Source organism: Levilactobacillus fuyuanensis (genome assembly GCF_003946395.1).
Lineage (GTDB): Bacteria > Bacillota > Bacilli > Lactobacillales > Lactobacillaceae > Levilactobacillus > Levilactobacillus fuyuanensis.
Genome location: NZ_RHNZ01000007.1, coordinates 1 through 17,040, shown reverse-complemented (window position 1 = coordinate 17,040; position 17,040 = coordinate 1). Strand labels below are relative to the sequence as shown.

Annotated in this window: 16 protein-coding genes and 1 other annotated feature; of the genes, 12 read left to right on the top strand and 4 right to left on the bottom strand. The window is 50.9% G+C overall.

The features are described 5' to 3' along the window. Positions 1-9 precede the first annotated feature (9 nt). From EKM73_RS04755 to EKM73_RS04740, 4 genes are all read left to right on the top strand, one after another. On the top strand, positions 10-744 hold the full coding sequence (locus tag EKM73_RS04755; protein WP_125700840.1) for a DUF975 family protein: 735 nt from the start codon (positions 10-12) through the stop codon (positions 742-744). A 962-nt stretch (positions 745-1,706) separates the two neighbouring features. Next, complete coding sequence (locus tag EKM73_RS04750) at positions 1,707-2,081, top strand: GntR family transcriptional regulator (RefSeq protein WP_125700839.1); 375 nt, start codon at positions 1,707-1,709, stop codon at positions 2,079-2,081. After that, a complete protein-coding gene (locus tag EKM73_RS04745; protein WP_125700838.1) occupies positions 2,078-2,971 on the top strand; it encodes an ATP-binding cassette domain-containing protein in 894 nt (297 codons plus the stop codon). The genes EKM73_RS04750 and EKM73_RS04745 overlap by 4 nt, the downstream gene beginning before the upstream one ends. Before the next feature lie 16 nt (positions 2,972-2,987). After that, entirely contained in the window at positions 2,988-3,929 is a 942-nt protein-coding gene (locus tag EKM73_RS04740) for an ABC transporter permease (protein WP_125700837.1), read from the top strand. Positions 3,930-4,285: 356 nt separating this feature from the next. Here EKM73_RS04740 and EKM73_RS04735 read toward each other — a convergent pair whose 3' ends face one another. Genes EKM73_RS04735 through EKM73_RS04725 form a run of 3 tightly spaced genes read right to left on the bottom strand, consistent with a single transcriptional unit; the run spans position 4,286 to position 6,580 of the window. Beyond that, positions 4,286-4,636 carry a DUF2200 domain-containing protein gene (locus EKM73_RS04735; protein ID WP_125700836.1) on the bottom strand — a complete coding sequence of 117 codons (351 nt, stop codon included), beginning with the start codon at positions 4,634-4,636 and terminating at the stop codon, positions 4,286-4,288. 14 nt (positions 4,637-4,650) lie between these two features. Beyond that, the gene (locus EKM73_RS04730; RefSeq protein ID WP_125700835.1) at positions 4,651-6,117 is read right to left on the bottom strand and encodes a PH domain-containing protein; all 1,467 of its coding nucleotides are present in this window, start codon (positions 6,115-6,117) and stop codon (positions 4,651-4,653) included. Then, positions 6,104-6,580 carry a PH domain-containing protein gene (locus tag EKM73_RS04725; protein WP_125700834.1) on the bottom strand — a complete coding sequence of 159 codons (477 nt, stop codon included), beginning with the start codon at positions 6,578-6,580 and terminating at the stop codon, positions 6,104-6,106. Before EKM73_RS04725 ends, EKM73_RS04730 begins: the two co-directional genes overlap by 14 nt. Positions 6,581-7,440: 860 nt before the next feature. Between EKM73_RS04725 and EKM73_RS04720 the strand changes: the two genes are divergently transcribed. The 6 genes from EKM73_RS04720 to EKM73_RS04695 all read left to right on the top strand — a co-directional run bounded on the left by EKM73_RS04720 (position 7,441) and on the right by EKM73_RS04695 (position 13,026). Further along, the gene (locus EKM73_RS04720; protein WP_020088750.1) at positions 7,441-7,881 is read left to right on the top strand and encodes a nucleoside 2-deoxyribosyltransferase; all 441 of its coding nucleotides are present in this window, start codon (positions 7,441-7,443) and stop codon (positions 7,879-7,881) included. 693 nt (positions 7,882-8,574) lie between these two features. Beyond that, entirely contained in the window at positions 8,575-9,981 is a 1,407-nt protein-coding gene (locus tag EKM73_RS04715; RefSeq protein ID WP_125700833.1) for a cytosine permease, read from the top strand. A 346-nt stretch (positions 9,982-10,327) separates the two neighbouring features. Continuing rightward, on the top strand, positions 10,328-10,570 hold the full coding sequence (locus EKM73_RS04710; protein ID WP_125700832.1) for a hypothetical protein: 243 nt from the start codon (positions 10,328-10,330) through the stop codon (positions 10,568-10,570). 98 nt (positions 10,571-10,668) lie between these two features. Further along, positions 10,669-12,165 carry a helix-turn-helix domain-containing protein gene (locus EKM73_RS04705; protein ID WP_225421288.1) on the top strand — a complete coding sequence of 499 codons (1,497 nt, stop codon included), beginning with the start codon at positions 10,669-10,671 and terminating at the stop codon, positions 12,163-12,165. 175 nt (positions 12,166-12,340) lie between these two features. Then, a complete protein-coding gene (locus EKM73_RS04700) occupies positions 12,341-12,574 on the top strand; it encodes a hypothetical protein (RefSeq protein WP_125700831.1) in 234 nt (77 codons plus the stop codon). Between the two features lie 83 nt (positions 12,575-12,657). Continuing rightward, a complete protein-coding gene (locus EKM73_RS04695) occupies positions 12,658-13,026 on the top strand; it encodes a MarR family winged helix-turn-helix transcriptional regulator (protein ID WP_125700830.1) in 369 nt (122 codons plus the stop codon). A 57-nt stretch (positions 13,027-13,083) separates the two neighbouring features. Here the strand turns inward: EKM73_RS04695 and EKM73_RS04690 are convergent, their stop codons facing one another. Beyond that, a complete protein-coding gene (locus EKM73_RS04690; protein WP_125700829.1) occupies positions 13,084-13,314 on the bottom strand; it encodes a hypothetical protein in 231 nt (76 codons plus the stop codon). 204 nt (positions 13,315-13,518) lie between these two features. Here EKM73_RS04690 and EKM73_RS04685 point away from each other — a divergent pair, with 204 nt between their 5' ends. Both EKM73_RS04685 and tyrS read left to right on the top strand, forming a co-directional pair. Then, a complete protein-coding gene (locus EKM73_RS04685) occupies positions 13,519-14,889 on the top strand; it encodes an Nramp family divalent metal transporter (RefSeq protein ID WP_125700828.1) in 1,371 nt (456 codons plus the stop codon). Positions 14,890-14,967: 78 nt separating this feature from the next. Further along, positions 14,968-15,165: a binding site (T-box leader), on the top strand. A 56-nt stretch (positions 15,166-15,221) separates the two neighbouring features. After that, positions 15,222-16,481 (top strand): tyrosine--tRNA ligase, encoded by a 1,260-nt coding sequence (tyrS, locus tag EKM73_RS04680; protein ID WP_125700827.1) that lies wholly within the window; start codon positions 15,222-15,224, stop codon positions 16,479-16,481. Positions 16,482-17,040: the final 559 nt, after the last annotated feature.

Sequence of the window (17,040 nt, the reverse complement as noted above, 5' to 3'; positions counted from 1 at the left end):
GGAGTTTACATGGATTCACAAGATCGCATTAATTTTAAATTAGGGGCCAAGAGTCAAATCTTGGATCACATCGGTTTTTACATACTACTCTCAATTCTTTGGATTGCATTGAACTGGATCGGTGGCATGGTCTACGAACGGAGTGCCAACGTCTTTACGCAAACCTTATGGAGTAACGGGGGAACGACTGTCAGTGGTTTCTTTTCGTTCGGATGGCTACTGATTATTGCGGGATCAATGATGCGGGCGGGGACCCGTTTGACCATGATCGATATCGACCGGGGAACTGCCAAATTGGACAATCCCATTCAACGGAGTTTCAAACTGTTTGATAACGGCCGTTATTTCTTGGGCTGGATTTTCATCGGTATTCTGATCACCATTTTCACGTTGTTGTGGAGCTTGTTGTTGATTGTGCCGGGCTTTATCAAGTCTTATTCCTACTCACAGGCGTTCTTTTTGTACCGAGACGCGGTCGACAAGGGCGAAGAGCTCTCGCCGCTACAGGCAATTACCAAGTCGCGGCACATGATGGATGGTAACAAGGCATTCCTATTTATCATGGACCTGAGTTTTATTGGCTGGTTCCTGTTGGGAATGATCACGTTTGGTCTGGCGGGGCTGTTCGTCCAACCATACTATGACATGGCCCGGGCGAAGTTCTTCACGCAACTGGTCGTCCGCCACGACGAACCCCAAGCAACAGTTGGTGGGGATGACCACGATGACGACGGGATGGCGTAAACCAGCGCCTTACCGGGTACTGGCAATCGGCCGTGACGCTGTGGATTAGGTTCTTTCGCCTACATCAGTTGGGTACTACGCTGTGGGGCAACCTCTAGAGCCAAATGGCGGTCTCTAGAGGTGATTGGAAGCCTCAAAGGTCGAGTCTACCAATCGTCCCGGGGTCTAAGCTAGCTAGGTACGCTAGCAAAGACCCCCGTCACTGCGTAGAACCCAACTGCCTTCGGCTACAGAACGAGTCTAGACGGTACCTTCAGAATGAAAGCTATGTACAGAAGATCTATCGTTGTTGCCATGGTCAGGAGCACTGCTGTTGGCGTCATTGATTTATAGCAATATCATCACTAGTTACCTGTGAGGCTCGGTGGTGATATGGCCAACGGAATAGCGGGGACTATTGCGTTATTGATTTCGGGGACTTTAAACATAACTTGTATTGGGACCAGCGAGCGATGGCTTAGCTGGTCCTTTTGTGTTTCAGTGATGTGCTAGTGAGTTGATATGTAAGAATTCTCACAGTATCGGCCGGACGATATAGAGATTGCTGGTTTGACACGGTGTGATCCGGAGGGATGGTGAAAATAGACGCGGTTGGGTCGACGCCATGTTAGCCGTGAGGGTGGCGCAAATCGGCTCAGCCGTGGGAATTATCTTGGTAGCGAACTTTGCTGCCTAGATAATTGGTGACTTGGAAACTCGGTCCTTAGAGGTTCCGAGTCAAGCCGGGAGACCGTACTTTGGCTCCCGGCGTCCGCCCTAGCGTTCCAGCCTATTTGCGCCGCCCGGCAAGGCGATGACGTCCGCCCACCGCGTCCCAGTCCATTTTCACCATCCCGGGAGGCGTAATCAAGGTCAGTCAAATCAGCAATCACAATTAATTTTCAAACAAGGGGTTGCCATTTTAACTGTACTAGGTATAATAGTACACACAGAACACGTAGCCAAACCAAGGGGTGAAAAACATGCAAGTAAACGATCAATCCGGACTGCCGTACTACGAGCAGCTGGTGTTACGCGTTAAACAACAGATCGTCCAGGGCATCTTGCGGCCGGGTGACCGGTTGCCGTCCGTCAGAGAGATGGCGCGGCAGGAACAACTGAACCCGAACACGGTCAGCAAGGCCTACAAGCAGTTGGAAGGGCAACAAGTCATCACCACGGTCCACGGGAAGGGCACTTACGTCCGCGAGGCAGTCACACCGGCCGGCGATTCGGCTCAGGTGGTTGCCACGAAGAAACAACTCCTGACATTGTTGACGGAGATTCGGTACCTCGGTGTACCGTTGGACGAAGTTGTCGATTGGATCAAGGCGGCATATGAGGGGGTAGAGCAATGACGTTACAAGTTACGGGATTAAGCAAACAAATCAGCGGGCGGCCGATCATTCAGGACATTAACTTTGAATGGGCACCCGGAGAAATCATCGGTTTAGTCGGCCGAAATGGTGTGGGGAAGACCACCTTATTTCGGACGATGATGAATCAGTACGTGCCAGAGACTGGCCACGTGGCGATCGACGGCGAGGATATCCTCAATGTACCCAGTCGTCAGGAACAGCTCTTCTTTATTGACACGCAGTATAACTTTTTAAGTACTTATCGGTTGTGGGAACTTCCCCGATTCTTCGGGACGGTGTATCCCAACTTTGACGGTGACCGTTTTACAAAATTAATTACGCAATTCAAGTTAGACCCCAACAGCCAGTATCGGCGGCTCTCTAAGGGGATGCGGGCGTTAGTCAACCTGATTCTGGCGCTGACCTCGAATGCGACCTACATCATCTTGGATGAACCCTTTGACGGACTGGACGTTATCGTGCGGGAAAATATCGCAACGATGGTTATCGACGAGGTGGCCGATCAACAGAAGGGTTTCCTGATCTCTTCACATGATTTAAATGAATTGGATGGGTTGAGTGACCGGGTGCTCCTGTTGAAGGATAGTCGACTGATTCACGATTATAATCTGGAAGAAGTCCGTTCACGGGCCAAGAAGATTCAGTTGGTGCTCAATGACAAGGTGATTCCGGACGTGCTCAAGGCACACAGCCAGTTGATCCGGGTTTCCGGTCGGGTATTGGTCGTGGTCATTACCGACTACACACCGGCTATCGAGCAAGAGTTAAAGGCGTTAAAGCCAGTCTTATTTGAAGAATTACCATTGACCCTGGAAGACCTGTTCCGTGCTAACTTAGCGCATGACACGGGTTACCAGCTGTTGAAGTAGGGGAGGAGACGCAGACATGTTTAAAAATCGTTTGGACCAGTTGATTTGGCAACGCCATCGTAGAATGCTCTTTGCCATCGGGGCAATGGCCCTGTTAGGTATCGTGATGATCGCGTTGATTGCCCTCCATGATGTGACGAGTGATCATTACAGTCGTAGCCTGGTGAACGCCGTGACCATGCAGCAGTGGGCGCCGTACCGGGGCATCTACTTCTCTGGGTTTTCCGTTTGGCTGATGATTGCTGCCTGGTTGGCCGGCCTAGAAATGATGCACCTTGATCTACGGGATAACTTTAACCAGTTTCTGTTCAGCAGTGGCTTCAGTCGGCAACGGATCTACTGGTCAAAAATCAAGGTGGCCTTTCTGACGCTCCTATTTATCGATAGCGTCACGACGGCCGTGCAGTATCTGATCTACTGGGTCGGCACACCGAGTGGCTATACTTGGCACATTGGGTGGCCGGGTATCCTGTCATCCTGGTTGTTTGGGCTGATGATGTCATTTGGCCTGTTCGCCATTAGTTGGTTTGCTTCCTTGATCATCGGGCAAGAAGGGCCGCTCGTCGTGACCATTGCGGGCTTTACCTTTTCTTTAGGCGGATATAGCGCAATCAGTGGTAATATAGTGAGGAAGTTGACCTCGCTAACGGAAACACAGATTATGTGGTGCGTCTTGACGTTCGCTGTCATTCTCGCACTGGCACTGCTTATCTGGGGATCGGCTCTGTATCAACGGCTTTCACTGGAACATAATGGTGAGTACTTAATGTTCCCGCACTTGCGGGTTCCGGTATACATCGTCTTTGTCATTTACGTCACGTTCTTCTTCAGTTGGACGTCGGACGGGACCTCGTTCGTCCTGTCCCTGCTGTTTACATTGTTATTCGGTTACGCGTGGTTATGGCGTCCCCGATTGGGAGAACAGTGGCATCAATGGCGTGAACGTAAACGCGGCTAGAGAGTAGGCTTTAACGAAAGTAGTATCGGTACACCACGGCTTGGGGAGGTCGGTGCGTACCAAGGGGAGCGTCACAACGTTGGGGAACGCTGTGGCGAGACGAAACGGGCACCAACAACTGTTGAGGTTGTGGATGCCCGTTTTTTGTCAGCAAACATATCAAAAAGGCCATTCCCGGTTAAGTGGGGAATGGCCTTAATTGTGGTGCTGGGACAGTTTAAGAATTTCTATGGTTTAGCAAATTCGTGCGACTATTTCGGCGCTTTTGACATTAGTAATGAGTAAGAGCACTGGTTCCGGGGAACCCGGAACCGCTAATACAATGGGCAGCATGTCGAAAATGACTACCGCTATCATCAATCCCGCAAGATTTTGGCCATGGCCTTTCCTCGAGCCAACTCGTCGATCAGCTTGTCGAGATAGCGCAGGCGTTGCATGATGGGGTCCGCAATCTCTTCAACGCGAACACCGCAAACAACGCCGGTAATCTTGGCAGCATTAGGATTAAAGCGGGGGGCGTTGGCCATGAAGCTGGCGCAATCCACGTTGGCATCCAATTGGGTCTGCAAGGCGAGTGCGTCGTAGCCGGTCAGCCAGGTGATGATCTCATCGACTTCGGCGGCGGTGTGTCCCTTCTTTTCGGCTTTCTGGACGTACAGCGGGTAGACGCGTGCGAAGCTCATCTTGAAAATACGAGGGGTGGTCATGGGCGTGACTCCTTTCAGACGGTCTGTAGGTACCAGTCGTAGACACGTTGGGCTTGCTCAGCCTTCAGATACCGCAGTTCAATCGCTTGATTCTTATTACCGTGACGCACGTTGACGATGAGGTGCATGAGTCCGGTTCGTTTCATCCAGATAGACTGTCTTAGCCGAACTGATTGGATCATGTCGACGGGCAGGTAGTAAGTCTCCTTGGTCCACATGTGGCCGGTCTGTAGCGCCAGCATCCGCGGGGTGATCAGCCCCCCGCCCGTTTGGTGAGCGGCGAAGCGCCCCTGGAAGAAGGCGATGACCAGAATCAGGGCAAAGGCCCACATCCAGTGCGGTAGCAGGAAGCTGGCGAGGGCTACTGGCGCAATGACAATCAGTAGGGCATTACGGATGAGATACCACTGCCGCCGGTCGGCGACGTTGAGATCGCTGAGATCCGGTGTGTGGTCCGGTAGCCAGCCGACAAATGGTGGGGCCACATCGTAAAGTTGCGACTGTGGGACGGCCGGCAGAATCACCAGGTCATCATCGTCGTCCTTGGAAGCGGCCTTGGAGGCTAGCAGGACTTGAACGGTTTGGATGTGCAGCCACTGCCGGAAAACGTTTTGTTTGACCCGGATGGCCTGAATCCGTTTGAGCGGCGCGGTGATCGTATTACGCTGGAACAGACCTTTCGCCGTCTTCAGCTGGTCACCCTGTAAGGCCACGTCGAAGTGAAAGTAGCGGATGTAGGTCCACAGGAAGGCACCGACCCAGGCAATGGCGACCACGGCTACGGCCCCACCAATCAGAACGATGAGGGCCAAATGAGTGGCGTCGTCAATCAAGGCATCGGTCCAGCTGCGCGGAATCTTGTTATAGATGGCCAACAGAATCAAAAGCAGGGGGATGAACCCCGTCGAGGTAAACGCAAACTTGAGCAACGTGCGGTTATTGATGCGGTAATGGGCAGTTACTGGCGTGGCTGCGGGTATCGGAGCAGTGTCCGTGTCTACGCTATTTCCAGTTTCCGTAGTATCTGCTGAATCAGCTGCTGCTGTGGCGGTCGCGCCCAAACGGTAGCCGTCGATGGTATCGGCAAGAGTTGTGGGAACTGCGGCCAGTCGTGCTTCGGGTTTGTTATCATCATGGCTGGCCGTCTCAATATAGAGTTCTTCCAGCTTAAACGGGGCTAGGAAGAACCATTGTTTCCGTTGAACCGTTTGAATTCGTGAATAGGGAATATGCTCGTGGTGGCGAACGAAGACCCCGGAGTTGACTTCAATCGCTGTCGGGGTGACGCGGTAGCTTAACGTGGCCCAGCGCGTGGCGGGCCAGATGATCATGGCAAGAATGATCCCGGCCCAGCACAGTGCGAACCAGATGGGCTGGTTATACAACGTAAAGACCAGAATGAAGAGAAACCAGTATTCCTTGATGGAATTGGCAATGTGCAGGAACAGGCCCAGTGGATGGGTACGTTTAGGCTTGGTCATGGCGGGCCTCCCGCGCGAGCCGCATGATTTGATCGCGCAATGCTTCGGCTTCATCGAGCTCCAAGCCTTCGATACCGTGATTGGTGGAGGCCGTGGCAATCGACACCTTGGTCAATTTCTGCCATTGTAGTAAGGGGCCGGCGTTGAGCGTGACGTTTTGGACCCGGGCAATCGGAATGGCGACCCGTTTCTTAAAGATAAACCCGGATTGCATTTCAACGGCGACCGCAGAAATCTGGTAGCGCGTGAATCGGTAGCGGTAGGGGATGAGGCTACCTTCGATGATGGGCTCGATAATGGTGATCGCCGCAAAAGTGGAAAGTATCCATAAGGGCCAATCCCAGTAGCGGTAGGTGAGCCAGATGAGGCCGGTGAGGACCAGTAAAGCAATGAAACTGCCGACCGCGCTGATTCCCCAGATGAGCTTGATCCGGTCGGGTAAGTGATGATTTTCAGATGACATAGATGTTTGAAACTCCTCTCCTGATATAACCAGTGTAGCAAGTCCCCCATCCTCTGACAACCATGGGGGTTAACTAAATGTGCCTCCGGACTGGTGAAAATGGGCCGTGACGCTGAGGGCGGACGCCTAAAGCCAAAGGACGGTCTTTAGGCTGAACTTCAAGCCGTGAGGACCACGTCTTAAAGTTCCCAATACGCTAACCGGCAAAGGTCGCCGCTAAGCGTATTCCCACAGCTGAGCCAATTTTCACCAGTCCTACGGCTTATATGGTGTTAGCCCACAGTTGTTGGTGTTGGTGAAACTTACGACATGGAAATTCAAAGTGATTATTTTTGAGTTAATGTTGTGGTTGGAAGTTAGCCTAGCCGGAGGAGGCCAGAGATGGAGTCGGCCGTGACGATGATGTTAACCCGGGTGATTGATTCTTCCCGGGGTTACATCATGGGATGTGTTTGGAAACTCGCATGAACCTTGCGAGGTTTCAAACCAAGCCGGAAGCCCGTGCTTTGGTTGTAGGTGGTCCCCACAGCAGATGAAATCTCTGGCAGCCGCAGGCGACAATTTCCAACGTTCAGGAATTAATTGAAAAATTAGTTAGCACTGACACAGCGGGTGGTTTACCGATTAACCCCAATCATTTTCGACAATTCTGGGTTTGACGGATGAACAGTCGGCCCGTATAATACTTTACAACAACCAAATAAGTCCTTTTAATTTAGTCCCGTGAGGCTGATAAAGGTACGGTAGAAGTTATTCGTGCGCCTAAGTACGAGTGAAGCTAGCGGCTGGAATTCTTGCGGGATTCGGCCGCTTTTTTCATGCCGAGAGGGTTGAAATCAAATCGATGGAGGAATTTAGTTATGTCACAGATTTACGTTGCGAGTCCATTCTTTAGTCCAGAACAGGTCGACCGGGTGAAACGCCTAGAGGCTGCTCTGGAAGCCAATCCAACGGTTAAAGATTTCTATTCACCACGGCTCCACCAAGATGCGGCCAACGAACAATTTACCAAGCCATGGGCCACGGAGATCTTCCACCGCGACATGGATCAAATTGCGGCGGCCGATGTCATCGTCACGGTCATCGACTTTGAGGCCAAGAACCTGGATTCTGGGACCGCCTACGAATTGGGTGTGGCCACGATGAGTAACAAGCCGATCATTGCGCTTCAGGAAAAGGACGAGGCCGTGAACTTGATGGTCACCGAAAGCATGCACTGGTACAGCAAGAACGTCGATGACTTCAAGACTTACGACTTCAATACCCTCCCAGCCGGCGAGTTTGTCGGCCAAATCCTCTAGTCATTAGGTTGATGAGGGTTATCGCCTACGGCAACCTGGGATTCCGCCGCTGTGGGGACCGCCGCCAGCCAAAGAGCGGTCTGCCGACTCGGTTTGAAGCCACTGAGAGACGTGTCTTCAAACGCGTCCCATGGTGTAGGTTGACTGAAAAAACTTCAACCAACGCCATCGTCACGGCTGGCTCCATCCCAGGTTGCCTCCGGCTCAAATGTGATGGCGACCAGCCTAGTGGATTTAGCCAAGCAACTTGATGGACCGAAAGCATGCGGCTCAGACAGTGTTAACCCGTGAGAGACTGGTAATTTGATGCGCCATATTAAAGTTTAAACGTTGGCGGTGATGTATCGCCAACGTACATAGGTCGTCTGGATAGGTTAAGGCCAGCAGAGAGTGATGAAGAATCTGTCAACAGTTTTGACGGCACTCTCGCAACATAAGCCGGAGGAGGCCAAGGGTGTAGCTTGCTGTGACGACGGTGTTAGACCGGGTGAATTTCCCCGGACTTACAGCGTGGGACGTGTTTGGAAACTCGCATGGGCCTCGCGAGGTTTCAAACCGAGCCGGAAGCCAGAACTTTGGCTGCAGGCGGTCCCCACAGCAGGCGGAATCCTTGGCAGCCGCAGGCGACCAGTTACCACAATTTAATAGAGTCAAAACAGTTCGCAGCATTCGAGAAGAGAAAGGTGAGGACGCATGGCACAAGAGATTAAAGCAACCGCAACAAAAGCATCTAAGGAATTCGGGAGAGTTGAGTCGATTCCTCGTGAGCATCGGCGGATGTCCAATTGGGACTTGTTCGCCACATGGATCGGCGCTAACGCTAACAACGGGACTTGGTACATCGGTGGGGTCATTGCCGCCTGTGGGTTCCTGACGGCGTCGACCACGTTAGTCGTTGTGGGATTGATCTCTTACGCCTTACTGGCAGTGGCCAGTTACATGGGCTACCGCACAGGTTTACCAGCGATGGCACTGACCCGGGCCTCGTTCGGGTTACGCGGGAGCTTTATTCCGTCGGTCATCAACGTGATTCAGTTTATCGGATGGGCCGCAGTCAATACGTTCATCGCGGCCACTTCGATCAGTTACATCTTCGGAGAACTCTTCGGTTGGCCGCTGTATGGCAAACCGGGTGGCACCTTCGGCTTGATCGTTGGGATTATCATCATGAGTGTGTTGCATTTGTTGAGTATTTCGTTGGGGGAACGGTCGGTTCGACTGATCGAACGAATCGGCATCATTCTCGTTGTGGTCTTCGTGTTGTGGGAATCGGTGGTTGTATTCCGGACGGTTTCCTTTAGCGAAATCATCGGCTGGCAACCACCCCACAGTATGCGGATGAGCTCCGGGGTAGCGGCCGACACACTGGCAGCTTTCAACCTCGCATGGGTGACGGCAGCGTCCGACTTCAGTCGCTTCACTAACAAGAAGTCGGCGGCCACCAAGGCTAGTTTCCTAGGGGCCAACTTCGGGCTGTTCTGGTTTGCCTTCATCGGGCTATTTGCCACGATTGGGACGGCGGTTTCACTGAACCATTTCGATCCGAATAACTCCGACCCGAGTACGGTCGCTGCCAAATTGGGACTGGGCATCATCGCCTTACTGGTCATCGTGTTGACCAGTACCACGGCCAACGCGGTCAACCTGATGTCGGCTGGTTCTGCGCTGACGAACATGACGCACCGGCTATCGCTGAACGTGAGTCTGTGGATCGTGACGCTGGCAGCCACCGCGGTCACCTTTATCCCGGTCTACCTCGCGAGCTTCCTGGACGTCTTCGAAACATTCCTGGATGGGATCGGCATGTTCCTGGGACCGGAAATTGCCATCTTCCTGGTCGATTACTTTATCCTGAAGGGCAAGCAGTATAAACTGAGTGAATTCACCAAGGTTCACGGCGCTTACTGGTACGCCCATGGGGTCAACTGGGTTGCCGTAGCGAGCTGGGCTCTGGGCGTTGTGGCGTACTGGGGCTTGAAGCAGGTGCCGGTGATTGCCACGACAATCGGCGCAACCTTTATTGCGATGGCCATCACGGCCGTAATCTACTTCATCGGCATGCGGTTTACCCGAGTGCCAGCACCAGTTAAAGTGTCATAGGAAGCCTTGGAAAACGGATACAAATTGAAAACCTATTAATTATAGAAGAAACTAACATGGTAATTCATGACGGAAGTGATTGGATTACCGTGTTTTTGGCGTTTCGGGACCATTTTTGTGGGGCAACAGCGGTGAAAAAGTTGGTTGACGGTCGACACTTAACTTTGTGAGACGCTTGTCTTGGGAGAAGTGGCAGTCCTGGGTATCCTTGAGATAGGCTCAAAGTAGGCATTTGGCGTTGTCTCGGTGATAGCAAACTAGCTAAATTAGCGAGTAACGAAGCGAGGGGTCCGTGAGTGGACGTGTTAGAATGAAGATGGAAACTCAGTATAGGAGGGTGATCAGAATGATGCAAAAGATGCCGATTTTACCACTAGTTGACCGGTTGACGGACGGCAAGAGTGTGACCTTGACCACGAGCGATGGGCAAAACGTCCTCATTCAACCAGAGGTGGCAGCAGGCAGATTGACGGGAAACTATGTCAGCAGTGCGCTTCCTGGCATTCGCTACGACGATCCCCGGATTATTTTGAAGGAGACCCTGACGGAATTCGATGCGCGTAACGTAACTATTTCAAGTATCGATTAGGCGATTAAGGCCATAGAGACTAGAAAATAATAATGGCGCAGAAACTCCCTGACTTTTTAGTGGTTAGGGGGCTTTCGTTTATGCCAGGCGAATGAGAAGTGAGAGAATTGAAGATCGACTTTGCGATGTTGACGGCCAAGGAGACGTTGAAGATTCGGCTGTTGACCTTTATCAATGATGAGAAACGTCACTTTAGTTTGACGGAGTTTGCCGAAATGACCAAGGTGAGCTACTCGCGTGCCTACCACGTTCTGCTGAATCTCAGAACGGATCTGGAGGTGTTGGATCGGCAAACCCTGCTGACTAAGGATGACTTGGTGACGAGTGTCACGATGGATGACTACCGCCGCTGGCTCTACCGGCAGAGCATTCCGTATCAGGCGATGCTGGCGACGCTACGGGAGGATTATCAGCAGACCAGTACCTTCTGCGCCGACCTGGGCATCAGTACATCCACCTTCAACCGACGCATGAAGGAAATGAAGCAGCAGTTGGCCCAGTATGACTTGCAATTGACGGCCAATCCGCTGCGGGTCGTGGGCAACGAGGCATTGATTCAACTGCTTTACTTTATGCTGTTCAGTACGACGCTGACGCCGGTCACAGATCTGCCAAAGTTATCGGCACGGATACAGCCGATTCACGACCAGGTTATGACGACCTACGCCAATGGCGCCATTTATCAGGAGTCCATCAGTCTGACCCAGCGGAAAAATCTGCTAGTTACGCTGGCTCTATTGCGGTTGGATCAGGGACATCGCTATGCGCCGTTGCGGTTTCCACTGGGGCATCTGACCGACCTACGCGGCTTGGCGGGGGCCTTGCAGACGCGTCTTGGGGATACGCCGCAGGAGGCACTGACGGAATTAGCAACGCTGGACTACTTGCTGACGAGTTCGCCGTATTTCGTCCGGGCCTTACAACCTCAAGCGATGCAGCGCATCTATCTCGGTATCAAACAACGTCTGGGTAGCTATGAACTAGCACCCGGCGTCCGTGAGTTGTCGGACTACGCGACTGGGAGCGATTGGTTCGCCAACTGGTTATTCTCACTCTGTCAGTTCATGCTGCTCTTCCGGGTAGATCCCCTGTTGCGGCCAGAAATTACCGCTCTGTATAAGCCGACCGAGTCGTCGATGGCGGCGGCAGTGGCGTTGGCCAAGAGCATGGGCCAACTCTATCCCGGTGAGGTGGCGGCCGCGGATATTCGATTAGTGCAGAAACATCTGAGTAAATACACGAACGGTCTGACGCTGACGGAAGCTAAGGTTGAGATTCTGGTGACCTACGACATGATCGGGGTGACCACGGATATCTTCAACCGGTTACTGAGTGGGGTCGTCCACCTTAGCCTGCTGACGGATCAGACGGTGATTGATGCACGCAATCGGGATAATTATCTGATCATCTATGGCGTTGACCCGTTAGCGGCTGGATTTGCGGACCGTAATCGTTTGGAAGCTTTCCACTGGGTTAAGGAGTTGGCTTACGGGGAGAACCTGGATCGCTTGATTCGGGTGCTGCGCCATCACGAGCTATCCCTCTTTGCGTTGGATTTCAATAATCGGACGCACCCGTTGGACGAGGATTCTTAAGTCGTCAACCAGGATGCTGAGAGACCCTTTTTGAACTGGATATTTTGCTGAATATAGATGGTATCAGTGGGCTAGGAGATCTCTCCAGCCTGCTTTTTGTTTTGATAAAAGAAGACTAAATTTCTGAATCTAGATATGTGAAGTAAAAGGCAAGATTAGCCGGAGGAGGCCAGGAATGGAACTGGCCGTGGAGGTGGTGTTAACTGGTGGTTTTGAGCCAGTTTACAGCACGGGCAATCTTGAAGACGCGGGCTTTTCGTGGCTTCAAGTTGAGTCGGAAGCCCGTACCTCAGGCTGGAGCGTCCCCACAGCAGGTGGAATTCCTGGCAGCCGTAGTGCGGACAGCTTACGTTACTTTAGGGAAAATAGTTATCTTTTGGGGGTCAAATTAGGATATATGGCGGACTAATTATGCAGGCGGATTGTTTCATAGTAGACAGTTAATGATATAATGAAAGCGGATACAATTATGCGGCAATTGGAGTTGGGAGAATGGTAAAGCATGAGCAATTACAAAAGTTAACTGAGATCTACGGCTTAGTGACGCAGTGCTACAACCAACCGCTGACGGAGCTAAGCTTAAATTTACCGCAGTGCCAGTTGCTGACGTACGTGGCTAGTGAAGAGTTATCGGTGGCCCAAGTGGCGCAGAAACTAGGCTTTTCAGCAACCCGGACGTCGAACCTCGTGGTTGATCTGTGCAAACGTGGTTACCTGAGTCAACGGGTAGCGACGAAGGATCGGCGCCGTCGTTATCTCACGCTGACAGTATTGGGGCAGAAGAAGCTGGATTTGATCCAGGAGAAGCTGCCAGCAACGTTAGACTCGACGCTCCAGCAGTTGCAAAGCGGGATTAGTTAACATAACGCCACTGATAATCATGAAAGGTGGATGAAAAAACCGGTAGCCCTTGAAGGGTTACCGGTTTTTGGCTTGCGATTTAACGGCGGCAGTTGTGTGTCGACGGGTCCAGAGGTCAGCGACTAAGCCACTGACAACGACCGTAATCAGGCCAGCAGCACCAAGGGTTCCGAGACCCACGGCGGCTGGCGTGACTTGCCACTTCATTAATGCTGCAAGACCAGCAATTGTGAGGACGGCAATAAATAAGGGCGCCAATAATTCAATGAACATTTTTGTATGGGTCATCGGAATCACCACTTTCTGTAAAATGAAATATAAAAAATATTATGATGCAAATCCCTTGAAAACACAAGGGAAATTTGTATTTTTAGGGTTATTTATTTAATGGGTAATATAAAATTAAAGTTAGGGACAATTAAAAAAGACTTTACAATCTTTGACTCGTCAGTATAATGGGAGAATAGCAAAGAGATAAGGGAGTTGGAAAATATGACAGACAACGTTTCAACGAAGTCGACAAAGATGGCCGGCTACGCAAACGGACCGTCATTGGAAGAAGTAAATGGGACCGTAACGGTACCCAAGGAAAAAGGGTTTATCAGGAATTTAATGGCATTCTCCGGGCCGGGGGCACTGGTCGCGGTGGGATATATGGACCCGGGTAACTGGGTAACCTCGATCGGTGGGGGTGCCAAGTACGGCTACCTGCTGATGTCAGTGATCTTGATGTCGAGTTTAATCGCGATGTTGCTTCAATACATGGCGGCTAAACTGGGCATCGTGACGCAAATGGACCTCGCACAAGCAACTCGTGCGCATACCAGCAAACGGATTGGGGCCGTGCTGTGGGTCGTAACCGAGCTCGCCATCATGGCGACGGATATTGCCGAAGTTATTGGGGGCGCGATTGCCCTGCAACTGCTGTTCGGGGTACCGTTGATTCTCGGGGTATCGCTGACGGTATTCGACATCTTATTACTCTTATTGTTAACAAAGTTAGGCTTTAGAAAGATCGAAGCCATTGTGATCTGCCTGATCACCGTGATTCTGGTGGTCTTTGCCTATGAAGTGATTATTGCCCAACCGAACATGGGCGCCGCCGTGGCAAACTTTATTCCGCGGACGGAAATTGTGCACTCGGGACAACTGACGATGGCTTTGGGAATCGTGGGGGCAACGGTCATGCCACATAACCTCTACTTGCATTCGTCAATCTCGCAGACGCGGAAGTTCAACCGGGACGATCCGGCCGAAATGCGTCGCGCCGTGAAATTTACGACGTGGGATTCTAACATTCAGTTATTTGGCGCGTTCATTATCAACTGTTTGCTTCTCTTGTTGGGGGCAGCGATGTTCTTTGGTAAAGGCACGGATCAACTGGGTACGTTTGGGAACCTCTACGCCGCCCTACAGGATAACCAGTTAGCTGGGGCGGTCGCTTCACCACTGTTGTCCACGCTGTTCGCGGTTGCCTTGTTGGCCTCCGGGCAGAATTCGACGATTACAGGGACGCTGACGGGTCAGGTCATTATGGAAGGATTTATCAATTTAAAGATTCCATTGTGGGTTCGGCGTCTCGTGACGCGGCTGATCTCGGTGGTTCCCGTGATTATTTGTACGATTATCTATGGCGGAAACGAGGCCGCGCTGGACAGCCTGTTGGTCAACTCACAGGTCTTCCTGTCGATTGCACTGCCATTTTCCATGATTCCGCTGACCATCTTCACGTCCTCCAAGAAAATCATGGGGACGGAATACGTCAATAAGCGCTGGATCACGGTCCTGGCGTGGACGTGTACGATTGTGCTGACGTTACTGAACATTCAGATTGTTTGGGAAAGTCTCTCGAGCCTCTTTTAGAGCGACACCGTGTTGTTAAGCCACAGTAAAGGTAGCGTGGTGTATTGACATTTGCCCGCCGTCCCGGTATCATCGACATCATAAGCAATGAATCAGTCCAGTAGTGGGTGCGGCTCCGGTCAAGAAATCTGACGGTGCTGGGAGTCAGGACGTCCGTAACCACGAATTACGCTGAGGAGCGGCCGAGTAATCGGCGGGTCATTCCGTTAAAGATGACGAGCGGTTGTCAATTGACAACAACTTGGGTGGTAACGCGGATTTCAATTCGTCCCTGATGGCATAGCGCCATTGGGGACTTTTTTATTGAGAGATTTATTATAGGAGGAACGGAAATGTCAATTATTGATGAGTTAAAATGGCGTGGCGCAATTAACCAGCAGACTGATGAAGCTGGCCTAGGTGAATTGGTCAACGATAAGGCGGTCGGTCTGTACGTCGGGATCGATCCAACCGGGGATTCCATGCACATTGGGCACTTGATTCCCTTCATGATTCTGAAACGGTTCCAGTTAGCTGGTCATCGTCCTTACATCATTATTGGTGGGGCCACGGGTTCCATCGGTGATCCATCTGGGAAGAAATCAGAACGAGTCCTGCAGACGATGGACCAAGTTCGCCATAACCAAGACTGCTTGACCAAGCAAATGGAACACCTCTTCGGTCAAGATGGGACCTTTAAGATCGTGAACAACTATGACTGGTTGTCCAAAATCTCTCTATTAGACTTCTTGCGGGACTACGGGAAGCTCTTCAACGTGAATAACATGTTGAACAAGGAAGTTGTGGCTTCTCGGTTGGAAGTTGGGATTTCTTACACGGAATTCACTTACCAAATCTTGCAATCAATCGATTTCCTTCATTTATTCACGAAGGAAGACGTTCAGCTTCAAATCGGTGGTGCTGACCAGTGGGGGAACATCACGGCCGGCATCGACTTGATCCATAAGCTCAAGGGGTCAGATGCTAAGGCATATGGGCTGACTATCCCCTTACTCTTGAAGGAAGACGGAACCAAGTTTGGGAAGTCCGAAGGCGGTAACATCTGGCTTGACCCAGAAAAGACGTCACCATACGAGTTCTACCAATTCTGGTTCAACACGAATGACAAGGACGTTATCAAGTTACTGAAGTACTTTACCTTCCTGGACCAAGACCAGATCAAGAAATTGGAAACGTCAGTGGCTACGGAACCTAAGAAGCGCAAGGCGCAGATCCGTTTGGCCGAAGAAGTGACAGAATTTGTTCATGGCCATGACGCTGTGGTTGAAGCCCAACACATTACCAAGGCACTGTTCTCTGGGGATGTTGCGGATTTGACGGCTAGCGAAATCGAACAAGGCTTCAAGAAGATGCCTTCTGTGACGGTTAGTGGAGATAAGAAGAACTTAGTAGAGTGGTTAGTTGACGACACTAAGATCGAATCATCACGTCGACAAGCACGCGAAGACCTAACTAATGGCGCAATCCGGATCAACGGTGAGAAGATTACGGATACGGATGCTGAAGTTGACCCAAGTAGTGCCTTCGATGGCAAGTTCGTCATCGTTCGTCGTGGGAAAAAGCGGTACTTCTTAGTTCGAATCGCTAAATAATTACGGATTTTATGAAAGGCAGTCGCTATTTTTGGTGACTGCCTTTTTTGACGACAAAATAAAGACGAACATGGCAATCACTAAAAAGAAGAAACACACGGCCGTCAGTTAACAATTCAGATGCTTTCAACTATAAGCTTTGCCTTTGGAAAAAGATGAATTTATTTTCAATATTTAGTTGACGGTGGGGGCCTCACTTGGTATAGTTATATACGTTGTCAACGCGTGTTACCAACTAGACCAATTCGAAAGATTGAAATTAGTTCTTGACAGTGATGATGATAAAATGTTATATTAATTGAGCTGTTGCATTCGTAACAGCAAATCAACGAGAAACGTTGTTAAATCAAACTTCTTGTTGACATCAAATCAGCTAAATGATATGATGGTTAAGTTGATTGCTTCGGCAATTGGCAATGTAGACCTTTGAAAACTGAACATTGTTTCGACAAACCAAATATGTGTAGGGCGGTTTGATACTAGGTATCAAACCCAAACAATATTTGCGAAGTCAATTCGCTTTTATGAAAATAAAGTAACAACAATCGATGAGCTATTC

Coding starts and splice junctions, on each gene's coding strand:
- EKM73_RS04755 (WP_125700840.1), top strand. CDS start 10: ATGGATTCACAAGATCGCATTAATTTTAAATTAGGGGCCAAGAGTCAA.
- EKM73_RS04750 (WP_125700839.1), top strand. CDS start 1,707: ATGCAAGTAAACGATCAATCCGGACTGCCGTACTACGAGCAGCTGGTG.
- EKM73_RS04745 (WP_125700838.1), top strand. CDS start 2,078: ATGACGTTACAAGTTACGGGATTAAGCAAACAAATCAGCGGGCGGCCG.
- EKM73_RS04740 (WP_125700837.1), top strand. CDS start 2,988: ATGTTTAAAAATCGTTTGGACCAGTTGATTTGGCAACGCCATCGTAGA.
- EKM73_RS04735 (WP_125700836.1), bottom strand. CDS start 4,636: ATGACCACCCCTCGTATTTTCAAGATGAGCTTCGCACGCGTCTACCCG.
- EKM73_RS04730 (WP_125700835.1), bottom strand. CDS start 6,117: ATGACCAAGCCTAAACGTACCCATCCACTGGGCCTGTTCCTGCACATT.
- EKM73_RS04725 (WP_125700834.1), bottom strand. CDS start 6,580: ATGTCATCTGAAAATCATCACTTACCCGACCGGATCAAGCTCATCTGG.
- EKM73_RS04720 (WP_020088750.1), top strand. CDS start 7,441: ATGTCACAGATTTACGTTGCGAGTCCATTCTTTAGTCCAGAACAGGTC.
- EKM73_RS04715 (WP_125700833.1), top strand. CDS start 8,575: ATGGCACAAGAGATTAAAGCAACCGCAACAAAAGCATCTAAGGAATTC.
- EKM73_RS04710 (WP_125700832.1), top strand. CDS start 10,328: ATGATGCAAAAGATGCCGATTTTACCACTAGTTGACCGGTTGACGGAC.
- EKM73_RS04700 (WP_125700831.1), top strand. CDS start 12,341: ATGGAACTGGCCGTGGAGGTGGTGTTAACTGGTGGTTTTGAGCCAGTT.
- EKM73_RS04695 (WP_125700830.1), top strand. CDS start 12,658: ATGGTAAAGCATGAGCAATTACAAAAGTTAACTGAGATCTACGGCTTA.
- EKM73_RS04690 (WP_125700829.1), bottom strand. CDS start 13,314: ATGACCCATACAAAAATGTTCATTGAATTATTGGCGCCCTTATTTATT.
- EKM73_RS04685 (WP_125700828.1), top strand. CDS start 13,519: ATGACAGACAACGTTTCAACGAAGTCGACAAAGATGGCCGGCTACGCA.
- tyrS (WP_125700827.1), top strand. CDS start 15,222: ATGTCAATTATTGATGAGTTAAAATGGCGTGGCGCAATTAACCAGCAG.